Raw genomic sequence first — 25,958 nt, 5'->3', positions numbered from 1 at the left:
ATTGTATATTATAACAAATTACTTGGCCTATGACAAGAACCTATACGTTAAAACGGAAATGAATGACGTCTCCATCTTTCACTATATATTCTTTACCTTCTAAACGAACTTTTCCTGCTTCTTTTGCAGCAGACATACTTCCGCCAGCTAGTAAATCTTCATAAGCAACCGTTTCAGCACGAATAAATCCACGCTCGAAGTCCGTATGAATGATTCCAGCACATTCTGGTGCCTTCATTCCTTTTTTAAATGTCCAAGCACGTACTTCTTGCTCACCTGCTGTGAAATACGTAGCTAAGCCAAGAAGTGAATAAGACGCTTTGATCAACTGATCTAAACCTGATTCTTTGATGCCTAGCTCTTCAAGGAACATTTGCTTCTCTTCTCCTTCAAGCTCTGCAATTTCAGACTCAATCTTCGCACAAACGACGATGACTTCAGCGTTTTCGCCAGATGCAAACTCACGAATTTGCTGTACATATTCGTTTCCGTCCTGATCTGCTACTTCGTCCTCACTCACATTTGCTACATACAGAATAGGTTTTGACGTGAGTAAATGAAGCTGCTTCACAAGCTTCTGCTGCTCATCTGTAAATTCAACCGATCTTGCAGATTTTCCAGCTTCAAATGCGTCCTTCAGCTTTTCCAAAATATCAAATTCAGCTACCGCTTCCTTATCTTTTTGTTTCGCAAGCTTACTCACACGAGTTAAACGCTTTTCAACCGTTTCTAGATCAGCCAAAATCAATTCTAAATTAATCGTTTCAATATCTGACACTGGGTCAACCTTACCTGACACATGTGTAATGTTATCATCAGCAAAAGCTCTCACCACGTGACAGATCGCATCTACTTGACGAATATGAGAAAGGAATTTATTTCCTAAACCTTCTCCTTTAGATGCACCTTTCACAATACCAGCAATATCAGTGAATTCGAAAGCAGTCGGAACTGTCTTTTTTGGCTGCACTAATTCTGTTAGTTTTTGCAAACGCTCGTCTGGAACTTCTACAATTCCGACGTTTGGATCAATGGTACAGAACGGATAGTTAGCAGACTCCGCTCCAGCCTGTGTAATTGCATTAAATAGCGTTGACTTCCCGACGTTAGGTAAGCCAACAATACCAGCTGTTAAAGCCATTCTTTCATCTCCTCTATATGAAACGTGCTCGTTATACTGCGTAATATGAACCTAGAGCAATTATAAGTAGGTTTACATGAAAAGACAAGCTAACCATCATGCATTTTCAATAGAAGAAACATTACCAAAAAGACTAAATCGGAGCTTTAAAATAAGAAATTGCATCTGTTTCTCTGAACAAAAGACAAATTTCATCAAAAAAGCATGAGGCCTACTTAAGCAGTTGGCTCCTCATGCTTGACGAGAATTTTCTTCATTTTTCGTTCAAAATCTCTTCTTGGGATCATCACGCTGTGCCCGCACCCTTCGCATTTAATACGAATATCCATGCCCAAACGAATGACTTTCCACCGATTGGCACCACATGGATGGGGTTTTTTCATTTCAACGACGTCATGTAACCCAAATGCTTTGTCTGCCATCAGCATTCACCTCTCTTGCTCACTTCATTAAATCTATTGTACAAAAAAATGCCGATAGAGAGCAATGCACAAAATAAAGAGCCGCTGTCATGTATCAATCCCGTTCTTTTTTATAGAAAAAACCCTTCTTTTAGATCATTTTATTTGTGACCAATAGTTACTTAAACTCCGCTTTTTTTCAATATTGTCACAAACACTGTAGGTCAAAAGGTTTTTATTGGTAGAACGCTGTGGTTTTTCCATATTTTTTGATTTATGATATCTGCATAAATGTTATGTGAGGGAGCAGGTACGATGGTCAATCGAAAGGATAGATTAACCGACAAAGATTATAAAATCATATCCGATCACGCTGGAAACGCAGAGAATTACCAGCAGAACCATACGATAGAAGTAGGTCAGCATACGCTCACTGTCAACGATTTTCTAAAAATAGATCATCAATTATATGGTTTAACGATGCAGCAGGAACAGTCAGATGAGTTCATTGTCGCGTTTCACTGTCCTCTGCCAAAACAAATGACGGTGACATCGACACAAGATGTTCAAACGGCTACCCAATCATTGTTAAAAACGGATTATGCCTACCCCATTGAAAGAAAATCCTTAGCCGGGAAACAAGATCATGTCTTTTTTAAAGGGAAGGAATACATCAAGGACGTCTGTCAGAAGCACCCGAATGCAACCATCTATCTCACTGGACAAGCGCTTGCCGGTGCTGTTTGTGCTTACATTGCGACAGAACAGCCAGCTGTCAAAAAAGCCATCACATTCGATAGCCCAAATATATGGAGCAGCCTGGCACCTTCCATTCAGCAAAAAGCAGTAGAAGGAAAATATAACCATGTTCTCACGGAATATATTCAACCCAATCATTATGTAGGATTACTCAATCGCCATGATCATGGAGTTGGACAAGTCAAGTACACCGTACCGCCCCGGGAGCAGGGATCGGTCCAAGAATCCATAAAATATAAACCAAGAGAAATTGACACCTTTTTAAGATCAGCTTTTGCATCAATGAATATAGAGTGGAACGAATCGTTTGATACAAATGCATTTTTAGCTCTCGTTTCAGGAGAATTTAAAGTAAATGGGTATTCATTCCATCCGAATGGAACCGCTCGTATTTTAGATGAACAGCTTGATCACAATACAAGTTTTACAGCGATGCTTTTACAAGAAATCCATTCAGGCCGTGCATATGCACAAAACGGGCTTGAAATTATCATAAAATCCCATTTACTAAAAAATTCATCGTATGATCTACAAAGTATTATTGAACATGAAGTACACACTGTATTTGAGAAAATAGATGGAATTGATGATAGTGTAAAAGATGCCGTCCATCATGTAAAACAAGAACTGAAAGGACTTGTCGGCTTCGGTCACTATGATTTATTAACCCATAGCGATGTAGAAGCACTGTTAGAGGAAGTAAGGATGGAGCAGCCGCAATCAACCTTTTATTCTCATGAAAAACAACTGAATGCCTTGTACACCTTGAGAGACTACGAACAAGAACTTTCCACCCTTTCAAGACATATGTACACAATGGGTGATGACTATGCCAAGGCAGATAGACGCCTTGCGATGCAAATGGGTATTCGTTAAGAAAGGAGTCGCCATATGATCAATCAAAATAAACCTCCTAGTGACGCCCAGCGTTTCTTGCAAAATGTGAGTGCCCGCCGCTCCATGTCTGTATTCGAAAGTCAATCTGCACCACAAACACAATCGCAATCACCTGAAGAAATTGCCGCTATTCAGGCCATGCGCAGAGAAGGACAACGAAAAGATTTAAAGCGATTGCTGAAAATGCGGCTTCACGACGAATTGGCAAATACCCGCATGCACTTGGAGTACCAATTATCCAAAACAGAAGACATGATGAACCAGACAACCATTGTCAAACAGCATGTATCCCAGCATTTAAAGGGACAAGCCATCTCAGAAATAGAGGAACGCATGCAGCGTCTCCAGTACATGCCTGTATATGACGATATCAAGGAAGCGATTGATTCCATTCGGATAAAATAAGCACTTCTCTTTGAAAGAGAGGTGTTTATTTTATTTTATCAGTATAATTTTTAGAACGGAAAAATATCTTTTTACTTAAAATCGGATACAGCATTAAACAGACAAGCAAATAAAGATTGAGCAAGCTGTAAATCGGATACAAGAAAGCAATTAAATCAGCAAATCCAAGAGAGGTTAAAGGTGCCATCAAAAGAAGCATGATGAATACAATGAACCAGCGGGGCATTCGTACAAAAGAGAGCATGCGGCTGGATAAACCAAATAATCCCGCAGCAGTTGTTGTATAAATCGCTAAACAAAGAACAATGGTCATAAACACAAACAATGATGTTGGTGCCCCCTCTAATACTGTAAACAAAGGAATCCCTTCTGCTGAAAGACTCCCAGAAATATCAACTAGTATTTCGTTATACACATAAGAAATGACACCAAAAATCAAACCGCTTAATATACTTGCAACCTTGGCCTCTCCAAGCCCCTTCATTTCTTTCCCCACTGAAGATAGCACCGCCACAACAGATAATATATTTAAAGAAGCAAAGACGATACTGGCAGGCCAATTGTATTGCTGGCCAAAATCAATTCTCCACATATGATCATGATTCATATAATAAAAAACAAACGCATAGATGAGCCCCGCCACCAAAATTGGTATAATGAAGGCATTCACAGATAAGAGCCCTTTCACATCCCAGAAAAAAATCATAAATGAGAATAAACAAAATGCACCGATTCCAACCCAAAATGGCACATGATACATCTCAAGTGTCACCCCGCCACCGGCAATCATGACTGTTGTTGTCGTGAATAGATAAAGAACAATTAAAATATCATACACCTTGGCCAGCCAAGGACCTACAAGACGCTCTAACACCGGCACAAAATGATCAGCACGCACCTCATAACTGATTTTTAACACCACATAGGTCGACAGCATAAACATGAGCGTAAACAGTAGAATGGCTAGTCCGCTATCAAGGCCAAAAAACTGCCAAATTTCTTGACCAGAGGCATATCCCGCTCCTATCAAGCTTCCTAAAATTAAAAGCGTCCACCTTGAACCAGCCTTCCACACAATCATCACCTCATAGGTATAGAATTAAGCTTGTTTCCGTATACTGTTACTAACTACTATGACAAGGAAGTGAGACCTATGAATAGCAAGAACGGTCTTTTTTTAAGAAATAGGGTGAAAGAATACGTGTCCCATACGGATACAAATGCCATTCAGCAGCTTAAAAGTATTTTATTCTCGCATCTTCAGAAAGCAGGAAAAAGACCCGTTGCCATCGTCTGCATAGGAACAGACCGCTCAACCGGTGACTCTCTAGGTCCACTTGTAGGAACAAAGCTTTCAAGTCTTGATTTAAAAAAGCTGCATGTATACGGCACTCTCTCTGACCCAGTGCATGCGGTCAATTTAAAGGAAAAGCTCGCTGAAATTGAACAAGCTCATAAACACCCATTTATCGTAGCCGTTGATGCCTGTTTAGGTAGAGTGAAAAGTGTAGGATCGTTTCAAATTGGAGAAGGACCGTTAAAGCCCGGTGCAGGTGTGCAAAAAGAGCTGCCAGAAGTAGGTAATATTCATATTAATGGAATCGTCAACGTGAGCGGTTTTATGGAATACTTCGTTCTCCAAAACACACGTCTTCATCTTGTAATGTCTATGGCCAATACACTTTCTGAAAGTCTATCCCACATTGATCAAATGGATTGGACGAGAGAAAAAAGCCGTTCTCTTTTCACCCCTATTCAAAATATCACGGGAAGAATATAAAAAAGACCATCTCATATCAAGATGGTCATTCCGATGATTCTCTCGTAGAAAGCAATTCAAGGATTCTTTCTAAATCTTCATTTGAGAGAAATTCAATCTCAATTTTCCCTTTTTTCTTCTGTTTCTTGATCGTCACTGAAGTACCAAAGTAATTTTGTAAGAAAGATTCTCTTTCTTTCAACATGCGATCCTTTGGTGCTTCTTTTTTCTTTGTTTCACGTGGAACATTTTCATTTAATTGCTGAACAAGTTTCTCAACCTGACGGACATTCAATCCTTCGTCCACGACCTTCTTTACTAATGGCGCCAGCTTCTTTTTGTTTTTCAAACTAAGCAGCGTGCGTCCATGTCCCATGGATAATGTTCCATCCGCAATCAGCTTTTGTACTTCATCTGGTAATGTTAATAGACGAAGGTGGTTCGCAATATGCGGTCTGCTTTTTCCTAACCGCTTGGCTAATTCCTCTTGAGTCACACTTAAGTGATCTAGTAAGGAGGCATAGGCTTCCGCTTCCTCTAATGGAGATAAATCCTCGCGCTGTAAGTTTTCTAAAAGAGCGATCTCCCTCATCAGTGTTTCTGAAAATTCCCTGACGATCGCAGGAATCGTTGTCAAACCAGCTTGTTGTGCTGCACGGAAACGGCGTTCTCCTGCGACAATGTCATATCCTTTAATCGATTTACGAACAATAATCGGCTGTAAAACACCATGCTGCTGAATCGATTCCTTGAGATCAGACAATGCATCATCATCAAACGTTTTCCTCGGCTGATAAGGGTTCGGACGCAAATCCTTCAACTTAATTTCTTCGACAGTTTCTTCATTGGAATCCACATTGTTAAATAGCGCATTAATACCCTTTCCAAGACCTTTAGCCATTCGCATCCACTTCCTTTGCTAAGTCTAAATAGACATCTGCACCTCTTGAACGTGGATCATACAAGATAATAGGTTTCCCATGACTAGGCGCTTCACTTAGTCTCACATTTCTCGGAATCACGGTCTGATAGACTTTATCTCTAAAGTATTTTTTTACTTCTTCGATGACTTGGATTCCAAGATTTGTTCTTGCATCCAGCATTGTCAGTAAGACACCTTCAATGGCAAGGTCGGTATTTAGATGTTTCTGCACAAGACGAACCGTATTCAACAATTGACTCAATCCTTCAAGCGCATAATATTCACACTGAACCGGTATTAAAACAGAATCGGATGCAGTTAACGCATTAATCGTCAGTAATCCAAGTGATGGCGGGCAGTCAATAATCATATAATCATAATTTTGCTTCACAGATTCAAGTGCTCTTTTCAGCCTCACTTCACGTGAGATCGTAGGCACAAGCTCAATTTCCGCCCCTGCAAGCTGTATCGTCGCAGGAATGACATCAAGATTTTCGACCTCTGTCGTCTTAATCACATCAAGTACATCTGCATCGTCTACTAAAATATCGTACACGCACTTCTCTACATCGGCCTTCTCAATCCCAATACCACTCGTGGCATTTCCCTGCGGATCAATATCAACTAACAACACTCGTTTTCCTATGTATGCTAAACACGCACCCAAATTAACAGAAGTTGTCGTCTTCCCAACGCCGCCCTTCTGGTTGGTAATCGCTATGATTTTCCCCACGATGTCACCCACTTTCAACTTAACAAGTTTCTCATTGATTCATACTTCCTATTCTATCAAAAAAAGTATGAAACGTTTGCTTTTTTTGTTTCTCCACTATAAATTCGTGAATGAATCTGTGTTTCCGTACATGGATAGATGCATAAAAATACGTTTTAAAAGTATATTAATATATCTTTTTGAAGAAAATAACGAGACAAAAAACCCCCACTTTTATAAAAGTGAGGGAGATACAATCAAAAGTTTAGCCCGCCAATTTTTCGGCCTTCACTTACAATGACTTTAGGTGTCACTGTTTTATAGTTCTTCTTTTTCAAAAACCCATAGGGTGCTTTAATGGTAAATGTCGCATGTCCAACAGCGTCCCCGGTTTTCGCGTAAGCCTGCCATACAATCTTTGAACAATAAGTAGGGTCCAAGGATTGAATAGACATAGTGATCGAATATCGAGCCTTCGGATGGTCTTTCACGTAATCATGCGCCCAATCCCCTGCTAAATCTGCCTTTTCCTGATGATTAATCCGAATCACCTTTGTATTGGCACTATAGCGAAACCAGCTTTGAATCGAATCAATATTTGGATGCTGCCGGAACCCAGGAATGGATGCATAGCTTTTCTCATTAATGACGATGCCTGCATGACCAATTAAACCATTCAAAGCACCAGTGCTCGTCACCAATATATCCCCTTTTTGAGGCATAATATCGGTTCCAGGATACGGTTTACCAAAAAGATGGCGAATGGTATTCGGACTTTCATCTGTTACCATTTCATCCTGTTTGTTTTGCCTTAAACCATAGTTCTCCAAATCATCATCAGCTGTGATCACATCGATCGCATCGTCCTGAGACGCTTGCTCTTGATTTAATTGTTGAACCGTTACATCTGTCGAAACTACACCTTGTTTCTTCAGAGTACTCAGTTCTTCTTTCGTAATCGTTTCTTCCGCTGAATGAGTATCATGATTCGTTGACGTGCTCACAGCAAACACAGTCGTTTCATTTGAAAAAAGAGAAAAAGAGATTAGTAAATAACAGATAATAGCAAAAATAGTCTTTTTCATTTTCATCGGTTACATGTCACCTCCCTTCTACTATGAAAATCATATTTTACCAATTAATTAATAATAAGTAAATATCATGAATTGAAGGGAGAGAGAGACAAAAAAGCTGACGAGTAATGCTCATCAGCTTCTTTCTATTTAGGAATTCGAATCGTTAATTGGATATATTCCTCAAATTCTTCTTCCTCGGTATTTATTTTAAGTCCGCTGTCTTCTACCATGTGGAGAGACTGACGAATGGTATTCATCGCAATTCGCGTATCTCGGCTAAATGCCTTACGTTTCGGCTTCGGTTTGCGATCTGTTTTTTGTTCAAGCATCTTCACTACACGCTCTTCAGTCTGTTTCACATTCAGCTGCTTTTCGATGATTTCCTGCAACAGCGTGATCTGTAATTCTGGCAACTTTAGAGGTACAAGTGAACGGGCATGCCTCTCAGAGATTTTTTTCTCCAAAATGGCTTGCTGTACCTCTTCAGGCAACTTTAAAAGTCTTAGTTTGTTTGCAACAGTCGATTGTCCCTTACCTAAACGCTGAGCAAGCGCTTCTTGCGTTAAATCATGAAGCTCTAAAAGACGTGCATAAGCATGAGCCTCTTCAATTGAAGACAGCTCTTCTCTTTGCAAATTTTCAATCAATGCCACAGATGCCGTTTCCGTATCAGTAAAATCTTTTATAATAGCGGGGATCTTCTCCCATTGAAGAGTTTGTACCGCTCTCCAACGTCTTTCGCCGGCGATCAGTTCATATTTTCCTTCTTCTTCTGTTGGTCTAACAACAATCGGTTGAATAATGCCATGGGTATGAATGGTTGTGGCCAGCTCTTGTATCTTTTCTTCTGAAAAAATGGTGCGTGGCTGAAAACGGTTAGGCATAATTGTGTCGACCGGGAGCTCCTGTATCTCTTCCTTTAATGTTTCATGCTCAGCAATCTCTGCCTCTATTTCGGTATCACGCTCAGGATGTTCTTTGTCACCAAGCCCGAAGAAGCGTGAGAGTGAATGCTTCATGAACCTACACCACCTTTAAAAACTACCTTTTTATAATTCTATTTTCTCATGTTTTTTCCTTCTGTAAAATCATAAATATTGAAGAAAAACCGACCTTTTACATGATCAACCCTCTATTGGTGATTTATTAGGTGTTCCTGGTTTTCTAGGATATTTTTTTGGTGTTTGTTTTTTCTTTTCAATGACAATGATGTTCCGTTCGCTTTCTTCTAAAGGAAGAACAAAGGAATGCTTTTCAACAACCTCTCCTCCGAGGACAGTAACGGCTTTTTTTCCTGCTTGCATCTCTTCATCTGCAGCAGATGCTTTTAATGCAACAAACAAACCTTCCTTTTTCACAAGAGGCAGGCATAGTTCGCTCAAGACAGATAAGCGCGCAACTGCTCTAGCGGTGACAAGGTCATAGCTTTCACGTTGATCTTTACGTTGTCCAAAGGTCTCCGCACGATCATGATAAAAAGTAGTATCTTGTAAGTTTAACCCTTTTGCTAACTCATTGAGAAACGTAATGCGTTTCTGGAGAGAATCAACAATGGTCACATGTAGATGAGGGAAACAAATTTTAAGAGGAATGCTTGGAAAACCAGCACCAGCTCCAATATCACAAATTGTTGTCACATTGTGAAAATCAATAAAAAATGCTGCTGATATCGAGTCATAAAAATGCTTTAAATATACTTCTTCCTTTTCTGTAATGGACGTTAAATTCATCTTCTCGTTCCATTCTACAAGCATATGGAAGTAAGTTTCAAATTGTTCAAGCTGCACTGGAGAAAGAGTGATCCCTTTCTCCTCTAGTGCTGCTGTAAATTGTTCAATGTTCATGCCGACATCCTTTCTACTCTGCTATCTTCGCAATACGTCCCTGCTCCAAATACACTAAAAGGATAGAAATATCAGCAGGGTTAACGCCTGAAATACGAGAAGCCTGTGCAACAGAAAGCGGTCGGACTTCTTTTAGCTTTTGCTTCGCTTCAGTTGCAATCCCTTTGATGGCATCATAATCGATTCGATCCGGAATCTTTTTGTTTTCCATCTTTTTCAGCTTTTCAACTTGTTGGAGCGACTTTTCAATATAACCTTCATATTTAATTTGAATCTCTACCTGTTCACACACATCAGCAGGAAGCTGTGTGTCAGCAGGAGCTAGTTTCACAACAGATTCATAGTTCATCTCTGGACGCTTCATCAGATCACTAGCGCGAATACCGTCCTTCAATTCACTTCCACCAAGAGAACGGATATATTCCTGTGTCTCTGCTGTAGGTTTAATAATGACAGAATATAAACGTTTTTTCTCTGCTTCAATAGCCTCTTTTTTCTGTGTGAATGCTTGGAATCTCTCTTCAGAAATTAAACCAATGTTATATCCAAGTTCCGTTAATCTTAAATCAGCATTGTCATGACGCAGAAGTAAGCGGTACTCTGCACGAGAAGTTAAAAGACGGTAAGGTTCATTTGTACCCTTCGTGACAAGATCATCAATGAGAACACCGATATATGCATCAGATCGGCTTAAAATGACTTCTTCTTTACCCAATGCTTTTCTTCCTGCATTGATACCTGCCATAATTCCTTGACCTGCAGCTTCCTCATAACCAGAGGTACCATTAATTTGGCCAGCTGTATATAATCCAGAAATTTTCTTCGTCTCAAGTGTCGGCCACAATTGTGTAGGCACAATCGCATCATACTCAATGGCATAACCCGCTCGCATCATTTGTACATTTTCAAGCCCTGGAATGGTTGACAGCATTCGCTGCTGTACATCCTCTGGCAGACTTGTAGATAAACCTTGAACATACACTTCTTGCGTATTACGGCCTTCTGGCTCTAAGAAAATTTGATGTCTCGGTTTATCATTAAAACGAACCACCTTATCCTCAATGGACGGGCAGTATCTAGGACCTGTTCCTTTAATCATACCTGAATACATAGGAGAACGGTGAAGATTCTCATCAATAATTTGATGAGTTTCTAAACTCGTGTATGTTAACCAGCATGGTAATTGATCTGTAATATATTCCACAGTTTCATAAGAAAACGCACGTGGCACATCGTCACCTGGTTGAATTTCCGTCTTACTATAATCAATCGAGTGGCTGTTTACTCGAGGTGGTGTCCCAGTTTTAAAGCGAACCAAATCGAATCCTAATTCTGCTAGATGATCCGATAATTTAATGGAAGGCTGCTGATTATTAGGACCGCTTGAATAAGAAAGATCCCCTAAAATAATGCGGCCTTTTAAGAAAGTACCAGTCGTTAGAACAACAGACTTCGCGCGATAATTTGCACCTGTTTGAGTCACAACACCTTTACATTCATCATCTTCTACAATTAAATGGTCTACCATCCCTTGCAGCATTGTTAGGTTTGGTTCATTTTCCATTGTTTTTTTCATTTCGTGCTGATATTGAAACTTATCTGCTTGCGCTCTTAACGCACGGACAGCAGGTCCTTTCCCAGTATTCAGCATACGCATTTGAATATGTGTCTTATCTATATTTCGTGCCATTTCTCCGCCTAGCGCATCAATTTCTCTGACGACAATCCCTTTAGCGGGACCTCCTACGGACGGATTACATGGCATAAAAGCAACCATATCGAGATTGATGGTCAATACAAGTGTTTTGGCGCCCTGTCTTGCAGAAGCAAGAGCAGCCTCAACACCAGCATGACCGGCACCGACGACGATTACATCATATTGGCCAGCTTCATAACCCATTTCTTTTGTTCCTCCCTTTACTTTCCTAAACAGAATTGAGAGAATAACTGATCAATTAAGCTTTCATGAACAGCATCCCCAATAATTTCACCTAGCTGCTCCCAACAGCGTGTTAAATCTATTTGAACAATGTCGATCGGTACATCCATTTCAATTCCTTCTAGAGCATCCTCAATCGATTGTTTTGCTTCTTGAAGGAGCGCAATATGCCTAGTATTGCTCACATACGTTAAATCTCCACTTTCAATTGAGCCAGTGAAGAATAATGATTGAATAGCCATTTCAAGCTCATCAATCCCTTTTTCTTGCAATAAAGATGTTGTCACGACTGGACGATCTTTCGCTAACTCTTTTACTTTTTCTACATCAAGTTTAGGCTCAAGATCAGTCTTATTGACAATCACAATAATATCCATACCTGAGACAGCCTCAAATAGCTTAATATCTTCCTCAGATAACTCTTCACTATAATTGAGCACAAGTAAAATCAGGTCAGCTTCTTTTAAGACCTGTCTTGATCGTTCGACCCCAATACGCTCAACAATGTCTTCAGTCTCACGTATACCCGCAGTATCTACTAAACGGAGCGGTACTCCTCTTACATTCACATATTCCTCGATGACATCTCTGGTTGTTCCAGGAATATCGGTCACAATCGCCTTTGTTTCCTGAACAAGACTATTTAATAAGGAAGACTTCCCAACATTTGGCCTTCCAATAATAACAGTAGATAAGCCCTCACGTAGGATTTTCCCCTGCTGTGAAGTCGTTAGAAGCGATTCAATTTCCTTTTTCACAGATGTCGCCTTCTCAACTAAGACTCGATGTGTCATTTCTTCAACATCGTCATACTCTGGATAATCAATATTCACTTCTACATGGGCAAGTGTCTCCAATATCTCACCACGAAGACGTTTAATCAAACCGGAGAGACGTCCCTCCATTTGAGTCATTGCGACATTCATCGCACGGTCAGTTTTTGCACGAATCAAGTCCATTACGGCTTCTGCTTGTGACAAGTCGATTCTTCCATTTAGGAAAGCACGTTTTGTAAACTCACCTGGCTCCGCTAATCTCGCTCCTTCTTTTAAAGCAAGCTGCAAGACTTTATTGACCGTGACAATTCCGCCATGGCAGTTGATCTCAATAACGTCTTCTCTCGTAAATGTTTTTGGCGCTCTTAATACAGACACCATGACCTCTTCTATCACTTGCTCGGTACTTGAATCTACAATATGACCATAATGAATTGTATGAGAATCCACTGATACAAGTTTTTTCTCCTTAGGCCCCTTATACATGCGATCAGCAATTTGAACTGCATCAGGCCCGCTTAAACGTATAATGGCAATTGCCCCTTCACCCATTGGTGTAGAAATTGCTGCAATTGTATCCACCGCTCATTCACCTCTTTCTCTATTCAATAGACAGTCTTATATCTATTAAATGGACGTTGTCCATCTCTATATCAAAAACGCTTAATCCAAAATTTAAAGATACCACAAATGCATGCGAAGCGAAAGTAGCCCACATTTAATTATCCACAGTTTTGCACCCTGTCTATTTTAACACTTAACTTATCCACATGTGAATAACGACGTTCTAAACTTGTCTTCACATCTTACACCTAAATCCAATAAATTAAAACGTCCTTCTCCCTTTGCAACTAAGGGAAAATGACGTTTTCGATTTAAATAACACACTAACTTTTTAGAAATAAAGGATTAATCTACTATTAAAAGGTAATTTTTCAATAAAAAAAGACTAAAATCCAGCTTTGCTGAATCTTAGCCTTTCTGCTATTTTTTATACATCACCACAACATGACGCTTGCTGCCTGTATCTTCGGATGCCGTGGCAAGTTCTTTAGAAAATGCTGCAATCGTATCATGAACGACTTTTCGTTCATTCGAAGGCATCGGTTCTAAATGAACCTTTATCTTCGTTTTTAAAACACGATTTGCCGTTTTGATTGCGTATTGTTCAAGTGCTTCTTGTCGTTTCTTCCTATAATCTCCAATATCAATTGTAATATGATGATATTGATCAGAATAACGATTAAACACTAACTGCACCAAGGTTTCTAAAGAGTACAGTGTTTGTCCTCTTTTTCCAATCATTAATGAAGTTTTGTCTCCATCAATGTGAAAAGAGATCTTTTTCGTTTCTTTTTTCGAAACAATGTTTGCTTTAGGATCAATTGATTTAACAATTTTATCTAAATACTGTGTTGCTAATTTGAGCGCATCTCGCTTTTCTACTAACTTGACAACAGCTTGTCTTTTACCAAATAATCCTAAAAAACCTTTATTTCCTTCATCTACTATTGTGATATCCACTTCTTCTTGTAGTAGTTGAATTTGTTTCAGTCCGGAATCTACTGCTTCTTCGACTGTGCGACCGACAGCAGTTATTTCCTTCATTTTTTGTTCCCGCCAGCTTTTTCTTTTGTATCAACTTTTACTTGAGGTGTTTTAATGACCAACGTTTGAATGATCATGAAAATGTTACCTACAACCCAGTACAGTGAAAGTGCCGCTGGGAAACTGATTGCAAATACAATGATCATAATTGGCATCACCCAAAGCATAATCGCCATTTGAGGGTTGTCCGAAGGATTTCCAGCCATCATTAGCTTCTGCTGAATAAAAGTAGCTACACCTGCAATAATCGGTAGCAGGAATAATGGATCTGGACTGCCTAAGTCAAACCATAAGAAAGTATGCTTCTTGATTTCAGCTGTTCTCATGATCGCATGATAAAAACCAATTAAGATTGGCATTTGAATTAAGATTGGGAAACACCCTGCTAATGGATTTACACCATTCTTTTGGAAAAGAGCCATTGTTTCCTGTTGAAGCTGCTGCTGTGTTTTTTGATCTTTTGAGCTATATTTTTCACGAAGCTTCTTTAGTTCTGGCTGAAGTGCTTGCATTGCTTTTGTACTTCTTAACTGTTTAATCATTAATGGTAAAATGAGCAAACGAATCAAAAGAGTTACAATAATAATCGCTACACCATAGTTTTCACCAGTTAAGTTTGCCATGTAAGTGATTAATTGAGATAGCGGGTATACAATGTAAGAATTCCAGAATCCCTTACTATCTGATGTGATTGGTTCATTGATTTGTGTACATCCTGCCAATAGAACCAACACGCCAATCAAGCTAAATATTAGTAATAATCGCCTTTTCAACAAGATTCCTCCCATTACTTCAAACTTTATTTAAGTTGGAATTGATTACGAAAGTGACTCACCTAATCAGTATGGTAACATTTTTTCATTACAAAGTGGTGGTTTCATTTTAATTCACTAGATGAAGGAAGCGCTTTTAAAAATTGATTCAACGAAAGTTTCTATTACGAAGACTTTTTCGGTTGTTGTTGATAAACAGCGGATTTTCTAAATAAATGCTGGAGAGACTTCTTTGTTTCTTCAAAGGTCAATTCGCTTGCTGGTTTTCGTGCGATAACAATGTAGTCTTTTTCTTGCTTTAGCTTATGACCTTCCTCTAAGAACACCTGACGGATCAATCGTTTAATCCGGTTTCTTATCACTGCATTACCTATCTTCTTACTGACAGACAATCCTAAACGCAGTTCTTCTTGATCTGGTTGGTCCAGCTGATAAATGACGAATTGGCGATTAGCCATTGATTGACCTTTTTTGAACACTGTTTGAAACTCTTCATTTTTTTTTAGCCTGTTTCGCTTCTTCATGTTTTCTTCCACTCCGATAAAAACTGACAGTTCATTTACGATTTTATGTAAAAAAGACCACTGACATTATTCAGTGGCCTAAGCTGATAATTTTTTTCTACCTTTGCTGCGGCGTCGCTTTAAAACTAGACGTCCGTTTTTAGAACTCATACGGCTGCGGAAGCCATGAACTTTACTACGCTTACGGTTATTTGGTTGAAACGTTCTTTTCATTTATGACACCTCCCTGAGGAATAGCTGTTTAAGACAGTCTAACTCATTATATTTGTGTAACCCATCGATTGTCAATATCAATGATAAAACTCTTATTATCAACCTTATAAGCATAACACAAGTTATCAAGTGAAGAAACCTTCTTTTTTAGTTTCCAGCATTTTATTCTTTTTTCCTTCAAAAAAACCTTCAAAACAAGGTTGTGGATATTTTCCCGGCATATTTTGACTATCCACATCCATTATCGACATTTTTTTCACACAAATAACCTATGTGGATAATTATTTTTCAACAGGATGTAAAGTGTGTGGATAAGTTTGTGACACCCATTGCACCATCTTGTTTATTTTGATATTATATTTGTGTTTTAACTCTTAATTACTTATCTGGCCTATTTATCTTATCCACAATTTGTGGATAACCTGTGGAAAGTTATTACACAGCTTGTTGAATTGTTTATCCACAACCTGTGTAATTTGTCGAAAAGACGTTTTTCTACTATATTAATTGTTTTCAACAAAGTATGTGCACGAATGGTGATGACCATTTGCTCTTTTTCGTGTTCTATAACAGTTTGATACTGGTCATTTTAAAAAGAAAAGGAGGGGGGAGAAGCCTTATGGAAAATATTTTGGATCTGTGGAATAAAGCACTTCAAAAAATAGAGACAAAATTGAGCAAACCTAGTTTTGAAACATGGATGAAGTCCACTAAAGCCCATTCTCTTCAAGGAGATACGCTGACTATTACTGCACCTAATGAATTTGCAAGAGACTGGCTCGAGTCAAGATACCTTCACTTAATTGCAGATACCATCTATGAACTGACAGGCGAAGAGCTCAGCATCAAATTTATCATTCCTCAAAATCAGGACGAAGAGGAAGCCATGCCAAAATCTCCAATCAAAAAAATGTCGAAAGAAGAACCCGTTGAAATTCCACAAAATATGCTGAATCCAAAATATACATTTGATACTTTTGTTATTGGTTCAGGCAACCGTTTTGCTCATGCCGCTTCACTTGCAGTCGCAGAAGCACCAGCAAAAGCATATAACCCGCTTTTTATTTATGGGGGCGTTGGTTTAGGAAAGACTCACTTAATGCATGCGATCGGTCATTACGTCATCGACCATAATCCATCAGCCAAAGTGGTCTATCTATCATCTGAAAAATTTACAAATGAATTTATCAACTCAATCCGAGACAACAAAGCAGTCGATTTCCGTAATCGCTATCGGAATGTAGATGTGCTTTTGATAGATGATATTCAATTTCTAGCAGGAAAAGAACAAACACAAGAAGAGTTTTTCCATACATTCAACACACTTCACGAAGAAAGTAAGCAAATCGTCATTTCTAGTGACCGGCCGCCAAAGGAAATTCCGACACTTGAAGACAGATTACGCTCTCGATTCGAATGGGGCTTAATTACAGACATTACCCCGCCAGATCTAGAAACGCGTATTGCGATCTTACGTAAAAAAGCAAAAGCAGAAGGTTTAGACATTCCGAATGAAGTCATGCTTTATATTGCCAATCAAATCGACAGCAACATTCGGGAACTGGAAGGTGCTTTGATTCGTGTTGTTGCTTACTCTTCTTTAATCAATAAAGACATCAATGCTGATCTAGCAGCTGAAGCCCTAAAGGACATCATTCCTTCATCAAAACCTAAGGTAATTACAATTAAAGATATTCAAAGAATTGTAGGGCAGCAATTTAATATTCGATTAGAAGATTTCAAAGCGAAGAAACGTACGAAATCAGTTGCTTATCCAAGACAAATTGCGATGTATCTCTCTAGAGAAATGACAGATTCCTCTCTACCTAAAATCGGAGAAGAATTTGGTGGACGAGATCATACGACCGTCATTCATGCTCATGAGAAAATTTCAAAATTAATCGTTGAAGATGAACAGCTTCAGCAGCATGTCAAAGAGATCAAAGAACAACTAAAATAATCAAGCTGATAAGATAAGTACGGGAAAATGTGAATAACTAGAGCATAGTCATACACAGTCTGTCCACATGTGGATAGGCTGTCTTTCCTTTCTTTCTACTGACTTATCCACATATTCACAAGCCCTACTAGTACTTCTACGATTTTTATTAAATAAATATATATATACATGTCATTAAGAAAAATTAGGAGGACCACTATGAAATTCACGATTCAAAAAGATCGTCTTGTTGAAAGTGTCCAAGATGTATTAAAGGCCGTATCCTCTAGAACAACGATTCCTATTTTGACAGGGATTAAAATTGTTGCATCTGACGAAGGGGTTTCTCTCACAGGGAGCGATTCTGATATCTCAATCGAATCTTTTATTCCTCAAAGAGATGGAGATTTAGAAGTCATTACAATTGATCGACCAGGAAGTATTGTGCTGCAAGCCCGATTCTTTAGCGAAATCGTTAAGAAACTGCCTATGTCTACTGTCGAAATTGAGGTAGAACAAAATCATCTGACCATCATCCGCTCTGGTTCAGCAGAATTTAATTTAAACGGCTTAGATGCTGAAGAATATCCGCATCTGCCACAAATTGAAGAGCATCATGCTTTTCAAATTCCAACAGATTTGCTTAAAAATCTTATCCGTCAAACGGTTTTCGCAGTGTCCACCTCAGAAACACGACCTATCTTGACAGGTGTAAACTGGAAGGTTGAAAAAGGTGAATTAATATGCACAGCAACGGATAGCCATCGTCTTGCTTTAAGAAAAGCGAAGTTGGATATTAACGAGGAAAGCTCGTACAATGTGGTCATTCCTGGAAAGAGTTTAACAGAGCTAAGTAAAATTCTTGATGATGGACAAGATCTTGTGAGCATCGTCATTACGGAGACACAGGTTCTCTTTAAAGCACAGAACGTGCTGTTCTTCTCAAGATTGCTGGATGGTAATTACCCAGATACAGCTCGCCTCATTCCGCAAGAAAGTAAAACGGATGTAGTAGTGAATACGAAAGAATTCCTTCAAGCGATTGATCGCGCGTCACTTTTAGCAAGAGAAGGGCGTAACAACGTTGTGAAGCTTTCTGCTGATCCTGCGCAAAGCCTTGAAATTTCTTCTAATTCGCCTGAAATCGGTAAAGTAGTTGAAACGGTGCAAGCAGATGACATTAAAGGGGAGGATCTCAAAATCTCTTTCAGTCCGAAATATATGCTTGATGCTTTAAAAGTATTAGAGGGAACAGAGATTCATGTCAGTTTCACTGGCGCAATGAGACCATTCCTATTACGCACGCCAAATGATGATTCCATTTTGCAATTGATTCTTCCAGTTAGAACGTATTAATTTGGTCTAAAATGGCTGCTGTGTGAGCGCACAGCAGCTTTTTTCCTCATTTCCTCAGCTTTCTTTCATCCCAGTTCGCTTTCCCCCTTTCCTTCTTGTCTTGTTTTTTAGTACAATTAGATATTAGTGATATTGAAAGAGGTCGATACAATGCCTAATCTGATAACGATTGAAACAGAAATGATTACATTAGGGCAGTTTTTGAAATTAGCCGAAGTCATTCAATCTGGTGGAATGGCGAAGTGGTTTTTAAGTGAACATGAGGTGTTCATCAATCAAGAGCCAGATAATAGACGGGGACGCAAATTATACCCAGGTGATGTTGTCGAGATAGAAGGTCACGGCACATTTCAAGTTGTGAATTAGAAACGGGTGACAATACATGTACATTCAAAGTCTGGCGTTAACTTCATACCGAAACTATGAACACACCGAGCTTCAATTCGACAATAAGGTGAATGTGATGATTGGTGAGAACGCCCAAGGTAAAACGAACCTGATGGAAGCGATCTATGTATTGTCGATGGCAAAGTCTCATCGTACGTCAAATGATAAAGAACTTATCCGATGGGACGAAGACTATGCTAAAATAGAAGGTAGAGTCATCAAAAAAAATGGTCCACTCCCCATGCAGCTCGTAATCTCAAAAAAAGGAAAAAAGGGCAAGGTCAATCACATTGAACAACAGAAACTCAGTCATTATGTTGGTGCCTTGAACACCATCATGTTTGCACCAGAGGATCTCAGCCTTGTGAAAGGTAGCCCGCAAATCCGCAGAAGATTCCTCGACATGGAGATTGGACAAGTGTCTGCTGTCTACTTGCATGATTTATCGCTCTATCAAAAAATCCTCACTCAGCGAAATCATTACTTGAAACAATTGCAAACAAGAAAGCAAACGGATCAAGCGATGCTGGAGATTTTAACAGAGCAGTTGATTGATGCGGCAGCGAAGGTTGTCAAAAGACGACTGACTTTTACGAAACAGCTCGAAAAATGGGCGCAGCCGCTGCATTTTGGGATTTCAAGAGAGCTGGAAACGCTCACGCTCCAATACCAGACGGCCATAGAGGTATCAGAAGCGTCAGACTTGTCGAAAATAAAAAATAGCTATGAAGAATCGTTTCAGAAACTAAGAGACAGAGAAATAGACCGAGGGGTGACGCTATGGGGGCCTCACAGAGATGATCTTCTTTTCTTTGTGAATGGTCGGGATGTTCAGACATATGGCTCTCAAGGGCAGCAAAGAACAACAGCTCTTTCACTAAAGCTGGCAGAAATTGATCTGATTCATGAAGAAATCGGTGAATACCCAATTCTTCTACTCGATGATGTTTTATCTGAACTTGATGATTACAGACAGTCTCATTTGCTCCATACCATTCAGGGACGTGTACAGACCTTTGTCACCACTACGAGTGTTGAAGGCATCGACCACGACACCCTGAAAGAAGCGGAAATTTTCAGAGTAGCCAGTGGAAAAGTAATTGACTGATAAATGAGGTGTGAGTCTTGTATATTCATTTAGGTGATGATTGTGTTGTTTCTACACGAGAGATTGTCGCAATTGTTGATTACAAAATGAGGTCATCTTCTGTTGTAGAGGAATTTCTTCAAAAACAAGAAGAACAAATCATTTCGTTGTCACAAGGGACACCCAAATCCATCGTCGTCACAACTGAATCCGTGTATTACTCTCCTCTTTCCTCAAGCACGCTCAAAAAACGTGCTTCATTTGTGATTGAAATTGAAGTCTAAAAGCTCAATTCATATAAATATATCGTTTAAGAAAAGTGTAGGTGAATGTACGTGGCAATGGAACAGCAACATAATAGTTATGATGAAAATCAGATACAGGTGCTCGAAGGACTAGAAGCGGTTAGAAAACGTCCAGGAATGTACATTGGGTCAACCAGTGCAAAAGGACTTCACCATCTTGTATGGGAAATTGTCGACAACAGTATTGATGAGGCTTTAGCTGGTTATTGTACAGACATTACAGTGCAAATTGAAAAAGATAATAGCATCACAGTGAAAGATAACGGCCGCGGAATTCCTGTTGGGATTCACGAAAAAATGGGACGTCCTGCTGTAGAAGTGATTATGACGGTTCTTCACGCTGGTGGTAAATTTGACGGCAGCGGTTATAAAGTATCTGGCGGTCTGCACGGTGTAGGGGCATCTGTTGTTAATGCGTTATCTACGACCTTAGACGTGACCGTATACCGTGATGGAAAAATTCATTATCAACAATTCAAACGCGGTGTTCCAGTTGGAGATTTAGAGATCATTGGTGAAACAGATGTAACAGGGACAACCACTCATTTTGTGCCAGATCCAGAAATTTTCACTGAAACCATTGAATTTGATTACGAAACACTTGCTAACCGTGTACGTGAGTTAGCTTTCTTAACAAAAGGCGTCAACATCATCATTGAAGACTTACGTGAAGGCAAAGAGCGAAGAAACGAATACTGCTATGAAGGCGGTATTAAGAGCTATGTAGAACATTTGAATCGCTCGAAGGAAGTCGTTCATGAAGAACCAGTTTACATCGAGGGTGAAAAAGACGGAATCACCGTTGAAGTTGCACTGCAATACAACGATTCCTATACAAGCAATATTTATTCTTTCGCCAACAACATCAACACATATGAAGGCGGATCACACGAAGCTGGCTTTAAAACCGGTCTGACGCGTGTCATCAATGATTATGCTCGTAAAAATGGCGTATTCAAAGATGGAGACTCGAATTTGAGCGGAGAAGATGTACGAGAAGGCTTGACAGCCATTATCTCTATCAAACATCCAGACCCTCAATTCGAAGGACAAACGAAGACAAAGCTCGGTAACTCAGAAGCAAGAACCATTACCGACTCCCTCTTCTCCGAAGCACTTGAGAAATTCCTCTTAGAGAACCCTGATGCTGCAAAGAAAATTGTGGAGAAAGGTGTGATGGCAGCTCGTGCAAGAATGGCTGCCAAAAAGGCACGTGAGTTGACAAGACGTAAAAGTGCACTGGAAGTCTCTAGCTTGCCTGGGAAACTGGCAGACTGTTCTTCTAAAGATCCATCCATCTCTGAGCTTTATATCGTAGAGGGAGACTCTGCGGGCGGATCTGCTAAGCAAGGTCGTGATCGACATTTCCAAGCGATCTTACCGTTAAGAGGGAAGATCCTAAACGTTGAAAAAGCACGACTAGATAAAATTTTATCTAACAACGAGGTTCGTTCAATGATTACAGCGCTAGGGACTGGAATCGGAGAAGACTTCACTTTAGAGAAAGCACGTTATCACAAAATTGTGATCATGACTGATGCTGATGTTGATGGAGCGCATATTCGGACGCTACTCCTAACATTCTTCTATCGCTACATGCGTGAAATCATTGAAAACGGTTATGTGTATATCGCACAGCCGCCTTTATATAAAGTGCAGCAAGGAAAGCGTGTTGAATACGTGTATAACGATAAACAGCTAGATGAACTGTTAAAAACACTGCCTCAAACACCGAAACCTGGACTTCAGCGTTATAAAGGTCTTGGAGAGATGAATGCTACTCAGCTTTGGGAAACAACAATGGATCCTGATGCGAGAACACTTCTTCAAGTGACACTTGAGGATGCAATCGATGCTGATGAGACTTTTGAAATGCTAATGGGAGATAAAGTAGAGCCGAGACGTAACTTTATCGAAGAAAATGCACAATACGTAAAAAATCTTGATATTTAGATAGGTATCCCCCTTGAGAGCAACCTTATTTCTTGTTTGGAATAAGGTTGTTTTTCAAGAAACAGGGGCGTGAAACGAATGTCCTGGTTTTCTACGTTTCGTTGATTTTCTAGTAAATAAATGTGTATAAAGGCAAGATTATTGATATAATGGAGAATAGTCTTGTGAAGATAAATACATATTTTACTCCCACATAATTTATTTCATGTGATACGTAAAGGGAGGTTCTTATAGTGAGTGAACAACATACACCAAATGTACGCGAAGTGAATATTAGCCATGAAATGCGTACGTCCTTTTTAGATTATGCAATGAGTGTTATTGTTTCGCGTGCATTACCAGATGTGCGAGACGGATTGAAGCCCGTGCATCGAAGAATTTTGTATGCGATGAATGACCTAGGTATGACAAGTGATAAACCATTTAAGAAATCTGCTCGTATCGTTGGGGAAGTTATCGGTAAGTACCACCCTCACGGTGATAGCGCTGTATATGAAGCGATGGTTCGGATGGCGCAAGATTTCAACTATCGTAATATGCTGGTTGAAGGGCACGGGAACTTTGGTTCTGTCGATGGAGACGGTGCAGCAGCCATGCGTTATACCGAGGCACGTCTTTCTAAAATTTCGATGGAGATCCTGCGTGATATCACAAAGGACACCATTGATTATCAAGATAACTACGATGGCAGTGAAAGAGAGCCAGTCGTTATGCCTGCTAGGTTCCCGAACTTATTAGTGAACGGGGCAACTGGAATCGCTGTAGGGATGGCAACGAATATCCCGCCTCACCAACTAGGTGAAGTGATTGATGGGGTATTGGCGATTAGTCAAAATCCTGAAATGACGACACAGGAACTAATGGACATCATTCCAGGTCCAGACTTCCCAACTGCGGGACAAATCATTGGCCGAAGTGGTATTCGTAAAGCGTATGAAACAGGACGAGGCTCTATTACATTACGTGCAAAGTCAAATATCGAAGAAACATCTAGTGGTAAGCAGCGCATTGTCATCAACGAGATTCCTTATCAGGTTAACAAAGCTCGTTTGATCGAAAAAATCGCTGATCTTGTCCGTGATAAAAAGATTGATGGCATTACAGATCTTCGTGATGAATCTGACCGTAATGGAATGAGAATTGTCATTGAACTACGAAGAGACGCAAACGTCCATGTTCTATTAAACAATCTTTATAAACAAACGACACTTCAAACGTCCTTCGGTATTAACTTGCTTGCACTTGTTGATGGACAGCCGAAAGTGTTATCTCTCAAACAATGTCTTGAATATTACCTTGAGCATCAGAAAGTGATCATTCGTCGAAGAACGGCGTATGAATTGCGTAAAGCGGAAGCAAGAGCTCATATTTTAGAAGGCTTAAGAATTGCGCTTGATCACTTAGATGAGGTCATTGCCTTAATTAGAGGCTCTCAAACTGCTGAAATTGCAAGAAATGGTTTGATGGAAAACTATAGCTTGTCTGAAAAACAAGCACAGGCCATTCTCGATATGCGACTCCAGCGTTTGACTGGTTTAGAAAGAGAGAAAATAGAAGATGAATACAAAGGGCTTGTTGACTTGATTGCTGAATTGAAAGCCATTCTAGCAGACAATGAGAAAGTTCTAGAAATCATTAGAGAAGAATTAACAGAAATCAAAGAACGCTTCAATGATACGCGCCGCACAGAAATTGTGACAGCGGGTATAGAAACAATCGAAGACGAAGATTTGATTCCTGTTGAAAATATTGTGATCACACTGACTCATAATGGTTATATTAAGCGCCTGCCTGCATCAACATACCGCAGTCAAAAAAGAGGCGGTAAAGGTGTACAAGGAATGGGAACCAACGAAGATGATTTCGTTGAACAGTTGATCTCAACATCTACGCACGATACGATTCTCTTCTTCTCTAATAAAGGGAAGGTTTATCGAGCGAAGGGCTATGAGATCCCTGAATTCGGACGAACAGCAAAAGGGATTCCGATTATTAACCTTCTTGAAGTAGAAAAGGGAGAGTGGATAAACGCCATTATTCCAGTCAGCGAATTTGATGAAGATTCGTATCTCTTCTTTACAACAAGACACGGTGTATCGAAACGAACGTCATTGTCTCAATTTGCAAACATCCGTAACAACGGTTTGATTGCACTCAGCCTACGTGATGAAGATGAATTGATGGCTGTTCGTTTAACCAATGGTGAAAAACAAATTATCATCGGAACGAAAAAAGGAATGCTCATTCGTTTCGACGAGACAGATGTTCGTGAAATGGGACGTACAGCAGCTGGAGTTAAAGGGATCACACTTTCTGAGGATGACATCGTCGTTGGAATGGAAATCCTTGAGCCAGATGCAAACGTATTGATCGTAACTGAAAAAGGTTATGGTAAATTAACGCCTGAAAAAGAATATCGTGTCCAAAGCCGTGGTGGTAAAGGTCTGAAAACATGCAAGATCACTGACAACAACGGTCCGCTTGTTGCAGTGAAGGCGACTAACGCTGAAGCTGAAGAAGACTTGATGATTATTACAGGTAGTGGTGTCATCATCCGTATGGCCGTTTCAGATATCTCCACAACAGGCCGAGTCACTCAAGGTGTCCGCCTGATCCGTCTAGGTGATGATGAACATGTCGCTACAGTGGCATTAGTAGAACAATCACCAGAAGACGATGAAGAGAATAGTGAAGAAAACGTAGAAAATGTAGAGTCAGATCAAGAGCAATCTGAGTAAAGATAAAGCCGGTTTTTCACCGGCTTTATTTTTTTTTGAAAAAACATGATTTTTTTTGAAGTTTATAATGCTTTTTTCATAGATATGTGTTAATCTTTCAAAGGAGCAAAAAGAGGCTCTATTTTTTATCTCTTTCATAACAAAAACTTCTTAAAAAAATAAAATGTTTTTCAAGAAAAATGTTGACTATTGATAGAGATATATGATATATTTAAGTGGTCGCTTTGAGAGAGTGACAAACAAGTTCTTTGAAAACTAAACAAGACAAAACGTACCTGTTAATTCGAGTTTTTATAAAAAATCCTATGATACATCATAGGTAGTCAGTCAAACTGGCGAAAAGCAAAACTTCGGTTTTGAACTTTTTCGGAGAGTTTGATCCTGGCTCAGGACGAACGCTGGCGGCGTGCCTAATACATGCAAGTCGAGCGGACAGAAGGGAGC

General features: G+C 39.6%; 24 protein-coding genes and 1 rRNA gene. 11 read left to right on the top strand and 14 right to left on the bottom strand.

Going from position 1 to position 25,958, the window contains the following annotated elements; translation table 11 throughout:
• Positions 1 to 40: 40 nt before the first annotated feature.
• Both ychF and ASG46_RS06910 read right to left on the bottom strand, forming a co-directional pair.
• Positions 41 to 1,141 carry a redox-regulated ATPase YchF gene (gene ychF, locus ASG46_RS06915; RefSeq protein ID WP_007497458.1) on the bottom strand — a complete coding sequence of 367 codons (1,101 nt, stop codon included), beginning with the start codon at positions 1,139 to 1,141 and terminating at the stop codon, positions 41 to 43.
• A 215-nt stretch (positions 1,142 to 1,356) separates the two neighbouring features.
• Positions 1,357 to 1,563 carry a DUF951 domain-containing protein gene (locus ASG46_RS06910; protein ID WP_008347561.1) on the bottom strand — a complete coding sequence of 69 codons (207 nt, stop codon included), beginning with the start codon at positions 1,561 to 1,563 and terminating at the stop codon, positions 1,357 to 1,359.
• A 294-nt stretch (positions 1,564 to 1,857) separates the two neighbouring features.
• Between ASG46_RS06910 and ASG46_RS06905 the strand changes: the two genes are divergently transcribed.
• Positions 1,858 to 3,177 carry a hypothetical protein gene (locus ASG46_RS06905; RefSeq protein ID WP_056703812.1) on the top strand — a complete coding sequence of 440 codons (1,320 nt, stop codon included), beginning with the start codon at positions 1,858 to 1,860 and terminating at the stop codon, positions 3,175 to 3,177.
• Positions 3,178 to 3,192: 15 nt separating this feature from the next.
• A complete protein-coding gene (locus ASG46_RS06900) occupies positions 3,193 to 3,603 on the top strand; it encodes a hypothetical protein (protein ID WP_056703809.1) in 411 nt (136 codons plus the stop codon).
• A gap of 25 nt (positions 3,604 to 3,628) precedes the next feature.
• Here the strand turns inward: ASG46_RS06900 and ASG46_RS06895 are convergent, their stop codons facing one another.
• Positions 3,629 to 4,684 carry a YkvI family membrane protein gene (locus ASG46_RS06895; RefSeq protein ID WP_079919768.1) on the bottom strand — a complete coding sequence of 352 codons (1,056 nt, stop codon included), beginning with the start codon at positions 4,682 to 4,684 and terminating at the stop codon, positions 3,629 to 3,631.
• 72 nt (positions 4,685 to 4,756) lie between these two features.
• Between ASG46_RS06895 and yyaC the strand changes: the two genes are divergently transcribed.
• Entirely contained in the window at positions 4,757 to 5,383 is a 627-nt protein-coding gene (yyaC, locus tag ASG46_RS06890; RefSeq protein WP_025208343.1) for a spore protease YyaC, read from the top strand.
• A gap of 25 nt (positions 5,384 to 5,408) precedes the next feature.
• Here the strand turns inward: yyaC and ASG46_RS06885 are convergent, their stop codons facing one another.
• The 11 genes from ASG46_RS06885 to rpmH all read right to left on the bottom strand — a co-directional run bounded on the left by ASG46_RS06885 (position 5,409) and on the right by rpmH (position 15,749).
• A complete protein-coding gene (locus ASG46_RS06885; RefSeq protein WP_017359871.1) occupies positions 5,409 to 6,263 on the bottom strand; it encodes a ParB/RepB/Spo0J family partition protein in 855 nt (284 codons plus the stop codon).
• Positions 6,256 to 7,017, bottom strand: coding sequence for a sporulation initiation inhibitor protein Soj (soj, locus tag ASG46_RS06880; RefSeq protein ID WP_008360890.1), 762 nt, complete (start codon positions 7,015 to 7,017; stop codon positions 6,256 to 6,258). The genes ASG46_RS06885 and soj overlap by 8 nt, the downstream gene beginning before the upstream one ends.
• Positions 7,018 to 7,253: 236 nt before the next feature.
• Positions 7,254 to 8,087: a YiiX/YebB-like N1pC/P60 family cysteine hydrolase gene (locus tag ASG46_RS06875; RefSeq protein ID WP_052320951.1), complete on the bottom strand. Its 834-nt coding sequence runs from the start codon at positions 8,085 to 8,087 to the stop codon at positions 7,254 to 7,256.
• Between the two features lie 128 nt (positions 8,088 to 8,215).
• Entirely contained in the window at positions 8,216 to 9,091 is an 876-nt protein-coding gene (gene noc, locus ASG46_RS06870; protein ID WP_025208345.1) for a nucleoid occlusion protein, read from the bottom strand.
• 105 nt (positions 9,092 to 9,196) lie between these two features.
• Positions 9,197 to 9,916 (bottom strand): 16S rRNA (guanine(527)-N(7))-methyltransferase RsmG, encoded by a 720-nt coding sequence (gene rsmG / locus ASG46_RS06865; protein ID WP_007497477.1) that lies wholly within the window; start codon positions 9,914 to 9,916, stop codon positions 9,197 to 9,199.
• Between the two features lie 13 nt (positions 9,917 to 9,929).
• Positions 9,930 to 11,816 (bottom strand): tRNA uridine-5-carboxymethylaminomethyl(34) synthesis enzyme MnmG, encoded by a 1,887-nt coding sequence (gene mnmG, locus ASG46_RS06860; protein ID WP_017359869.1) that lies wholly within the window; start codon positions 11,814 to 11,816, stop codon positions 9,930 to 9,932.
• A gap of 17 nt (positions 11,817 to 11,833) precedes the next feature.
• Positions 11,834 to 13,213, bottom strand: coding sequence for a tRNA uridine-5-carboxymethylaminomethyl(34) synthesis GTPase MnmE (mnmE, locus tag ASG46_RS06855; protein WP_017359868.1), 1,380 nt, complete (start codon positions 13,211 to 13,213; stop codon positions 11,834 to 11,836).
• 402 nt (positions 13,214 to 13,615) lie between these two features.
• Positions 13,616 to 14,239, bottom strand: coding sequence for an RNA-binding cell elongation regulator Jag/EloR (gene jag, locus ASG46_RS06850; RefSeq protein ID WP_056703806.1), 624 nt, complete (start codon positions 14,237 to 14,239; stop codon positions 13,616 to 13,618).
• On the bottom strand, positions 14,236 to 15,018 hold the full coding sequence (gene spoIIIJ, locus ASG46_RS06845; protein ID WP_089374159.1) for a YidC family membrane integrase SpoIIIJ: 783 nt from the start codon (positions 15,016 to 15,018) through the stop codon (positions 14,236 to 14,238). Before spoIIIJ ends, jag begins: the two co-directional genes overlap by 4 nt.
• 158 nt (positions 15,019 to 15,176) lie before the next feature.
• Entirely contained in the window at positions 15,177 to 15,536 is a 360-nt protein-coding gene (gene rnpA / locus ASG46_RS06840; protein ID WP_035390150.1) for a ribonuclease P protein component, read from the bottom strand.
• A gap of 78 nt (positions 15,537 to 15,614) precedes the next feature.
• The gene (rpmH, locus tag ASG46_RS06835) at positions 15,615 to 15,749 is read right to left on the bottom strand and encodes a 50S ribosomal protein L34 (protein ID WP_008360908.1); all 135 of its coding nucleotides are present in this window, start codon (positions 15,747 to 15,749) and stop codon (positions 15,615 to 15,617) included.
• A gap of 619 nt (positions 15,750 to 16,368) precedes the next feature.
• On the opposite strand from rpmH, the gene dnaA reads away from it, so the two are divergent.
• The 8 genes from dnaA to ASG46_RS06795 all read left to right on the top strand — a co-directional run.
• Positions 16,369 to 17,709: a chromosomal replication initiator protein DnaA gene (gene dnaA, locus ASG46_RS06830; RefSeq protein WP_008347594.1), complete on the top strand. Its 1,341-nt coding sequence runs from the start codon at positions 16,369 to 16,371 to the stop codon at positions 17,707 to 17,709.
• Between the two features lie 198 nt (positions 17,710 to 17,907).
• Complete coding sequence (dnaN, locus tag ASG46_RS06825) at positions 17,908 to 19,044, top strand: DNA polymerase III subunit beta (RefSeq protein WP_008347596.1); 1,137 nt, start codon at positions 17,908 to 17,910, stop codon at positions 19,042 to 19,044.
• A gap of 150 nt (positions 19,045 to 19,194) precedes the next feature.
• On the top strand, positions 19,195 to 19,410 hold the full coding sequence (gene yaaA, locus ASG46_RS06820; RefSeq protein ID WP_008347598.1) for a S4 domain-containing protein YaaA: 216 nt from the start codon (positions 19,195 to 19,197) through the stop codon (positions 19,408 to 19,410).
• A gap of 16 nt (positions 19,411 to 19,426) precedes the next feature.
• Entirely contained in the window at positions 19,427 to 20,539 is a 1,113-nt protein-coding gene (gene recF, locus ASG46_RS06815; protein WP_056703803.1) for a DNA replication/repair protein RecF, read from the top strand.
• A gap of 17 nt (positions 20,540 to 20,556) precedes the next feature.
• Positions 20,557 to 20,802 (top strand): extracellular matrix regulator RemB, encoded by a 246-nt coding sequence (gene remB, locus ASG46_RS06810; RefSeq protein ID WP_008360920.1) that lies wholly within the window; start codon positions 20,557 to 20,559, stop codon positions 20,800 to 20,802.
• 57 nt (positions 20,803 to 20,859) lie between these two features.
• A complete protein-coding gene (gene gyrB, locus ASG46_RS06805) occupies positions 20,860 to 22,776 on the top strand; it encodes a DNA topoisomerase (ATP-hydrolyzing) subunit B (protein ID WP_046526901.1) in 1,917 nt (638 codons plus the stop codon).
• Between the two features lie 233 nt (positions 22,777 to 23,009).
• A complete protein-coding gene (gene gyrA, locus ASG46_RS06800; protein ID WP_046526899.1) occupies positions 23,010 to 25,514 on the top strand; it encodes a DNA gyrase subunit A in 2,505 nt (834 codons plus the stop codon).
• Positions 25,515 to 25,877: 363 nt separating this feature from the next.
• A 16S ribosomal RNA gene (locus tag ASG46_RS06795) occupies positions 25,878 to 25,958 on the top strand; the annotation flags it as partial.

Source organism: Bacillus sp. Leaf49 (assembly GCF_001426125.1).
Taxonomy (GTDB): domain Bacteria; phylum Bacillota; class Bacilli; order Bacillales; family Bacillaceae; genus Bacillus; species Bacillus altitudinis.
This window is presented reverse-complemented; position numbering and strand designations above follow the sequence as displayed.

Excerpts from the sequence above, each read along its gene's own strand:
- ychF (WP_007497458.1), bottom strand. The coding sequence starts at position 1,141 with ATGGCTTTAACAGCTGGTATTGTTGGCTTACCTAACGTCGGGAAGTCA.
- ASG46_RS06910 (WP_008347561.1), bottom strand. The coding sequence starts at position 1,563 with ATGGCAGACAAAGCATTTGGGTTACATGACGTCGTTGAAATGAAAAAA.
- ASG46_RS06905 (WP_056703812.1), top strand. The coding sequence starts at position 1,858 with ATGGTCAATCGAAAGGATAGATTAACCGACAAAGATTATAAAATCATA.
- ASG46_RS06900 (WP_056703809.1), top strand. The coding sequence starts at position 3,193 with ATGATCAATCAAAATAAACCTCCTAGTGACGCCCAGCGTTTCTTGCAA.
- ASG46_RS06895 (WP_079919768.1), bottom strand. The coding sequence starts at position 4,684 with ATGATTGTGTGGAAGGCTGGTTCAAGGTGGACGCTTTTAATTTTAGGA.
- yyaC (WP_025208343.1), top strand. The coding sequence starts at position 4,757 with ATGAATAGCAAGAACGGTCTTTTTTTAAGAAATAGGGTGAAAGAATAC.
- ASG46_RS06885 (WP_017359871.1), bottom strand. The coding sequence starts at position 6,263 with ATGGCTAAAGGTCTTGGAAAGGGTATTAATGCGCTATTTAACAATGTG.
- ASG46_RS06875 (WP_052320951.1), bottom strand. The coding sequence starts at position 8,087 with ATGAAAATGAAAAAGACTATTTTTGCTATTATCTGTTATTTACTAATC.
- noc (WP_025208345.1), bottom strand. The coding sequence starts at position 9,091 with ATGAAGCATTCACTCTCACGCTTCTTCGGGCTTGGTGACAAAGAACAT.
- rsmG (WP_007497477.1), bottom strand. The coding sequence starts at position 9,916 with ATGAACATTGAACAATTTACAGCAGCACTAGAGGAGAAAGGGATCACT.
- mnmG (WP_017359869.1), bottom strand. The coding sequence starts at position 11,816 with ATGGGTTATGAAGCTGGCCAATATGATGTAATCGTCGTCGGTGCCGGT.
- jag (WP_056703806.1), bottom strand. The coding sequence starts at position 14,239 with ATGAAGGAAATAACTGCTGTCGGTCGCACAGTCGAAGAAGCAGTAGAT.
- rnpA (WP_035390150.1), bottom strand. The coding sequence starts at position 15,536 with ATGAAGAAGCGAAACAGGCTAAAAAAAAATGAAGAGTTTCAAACAGTG.
- rpmH (WP_008360908.1), bottom strand. The coding sequence starts at position 15,749 with ATGAAAAGAACGTTTCAACCAAATAACCGTAAGCGTAGTAAAGTTCAT.
- dnaA (WP_008347594.1), top strand. The coding sequence starts at position 16,369 with ATGGAAAATATTTTGGATCTGTGGAATAAAGCACTTCAAAAAATAGAG.
- dnaN (WP_008347596.1), top strand. The coding sequence starts at position 17,908 with ATGAAATTCACGATTCAAAAAGATCGTCTTGTTGAAAGTGTCCAAGAT.
- yaaA (WP_008347598.1), top strand. The coding sequence starts at position 19,195 with ATGCCTAATCTGATAACGATTGAAACAGAAATGATTACATTAGGGCAG.
- recF (WP_056703803.1), top strand. The coding sequence starts at position 19,427 with ATGTACATTCAAAGTCTGGCGTTAACTTCATACCGAAACTATGAACAC.
- gyrB (WP_046526901.1), top strand. The coding sequence starts at position 20,860 with ATGGAACAGCAACATAATAGTTATGATGAAAATCAGATACAGGTGCTC.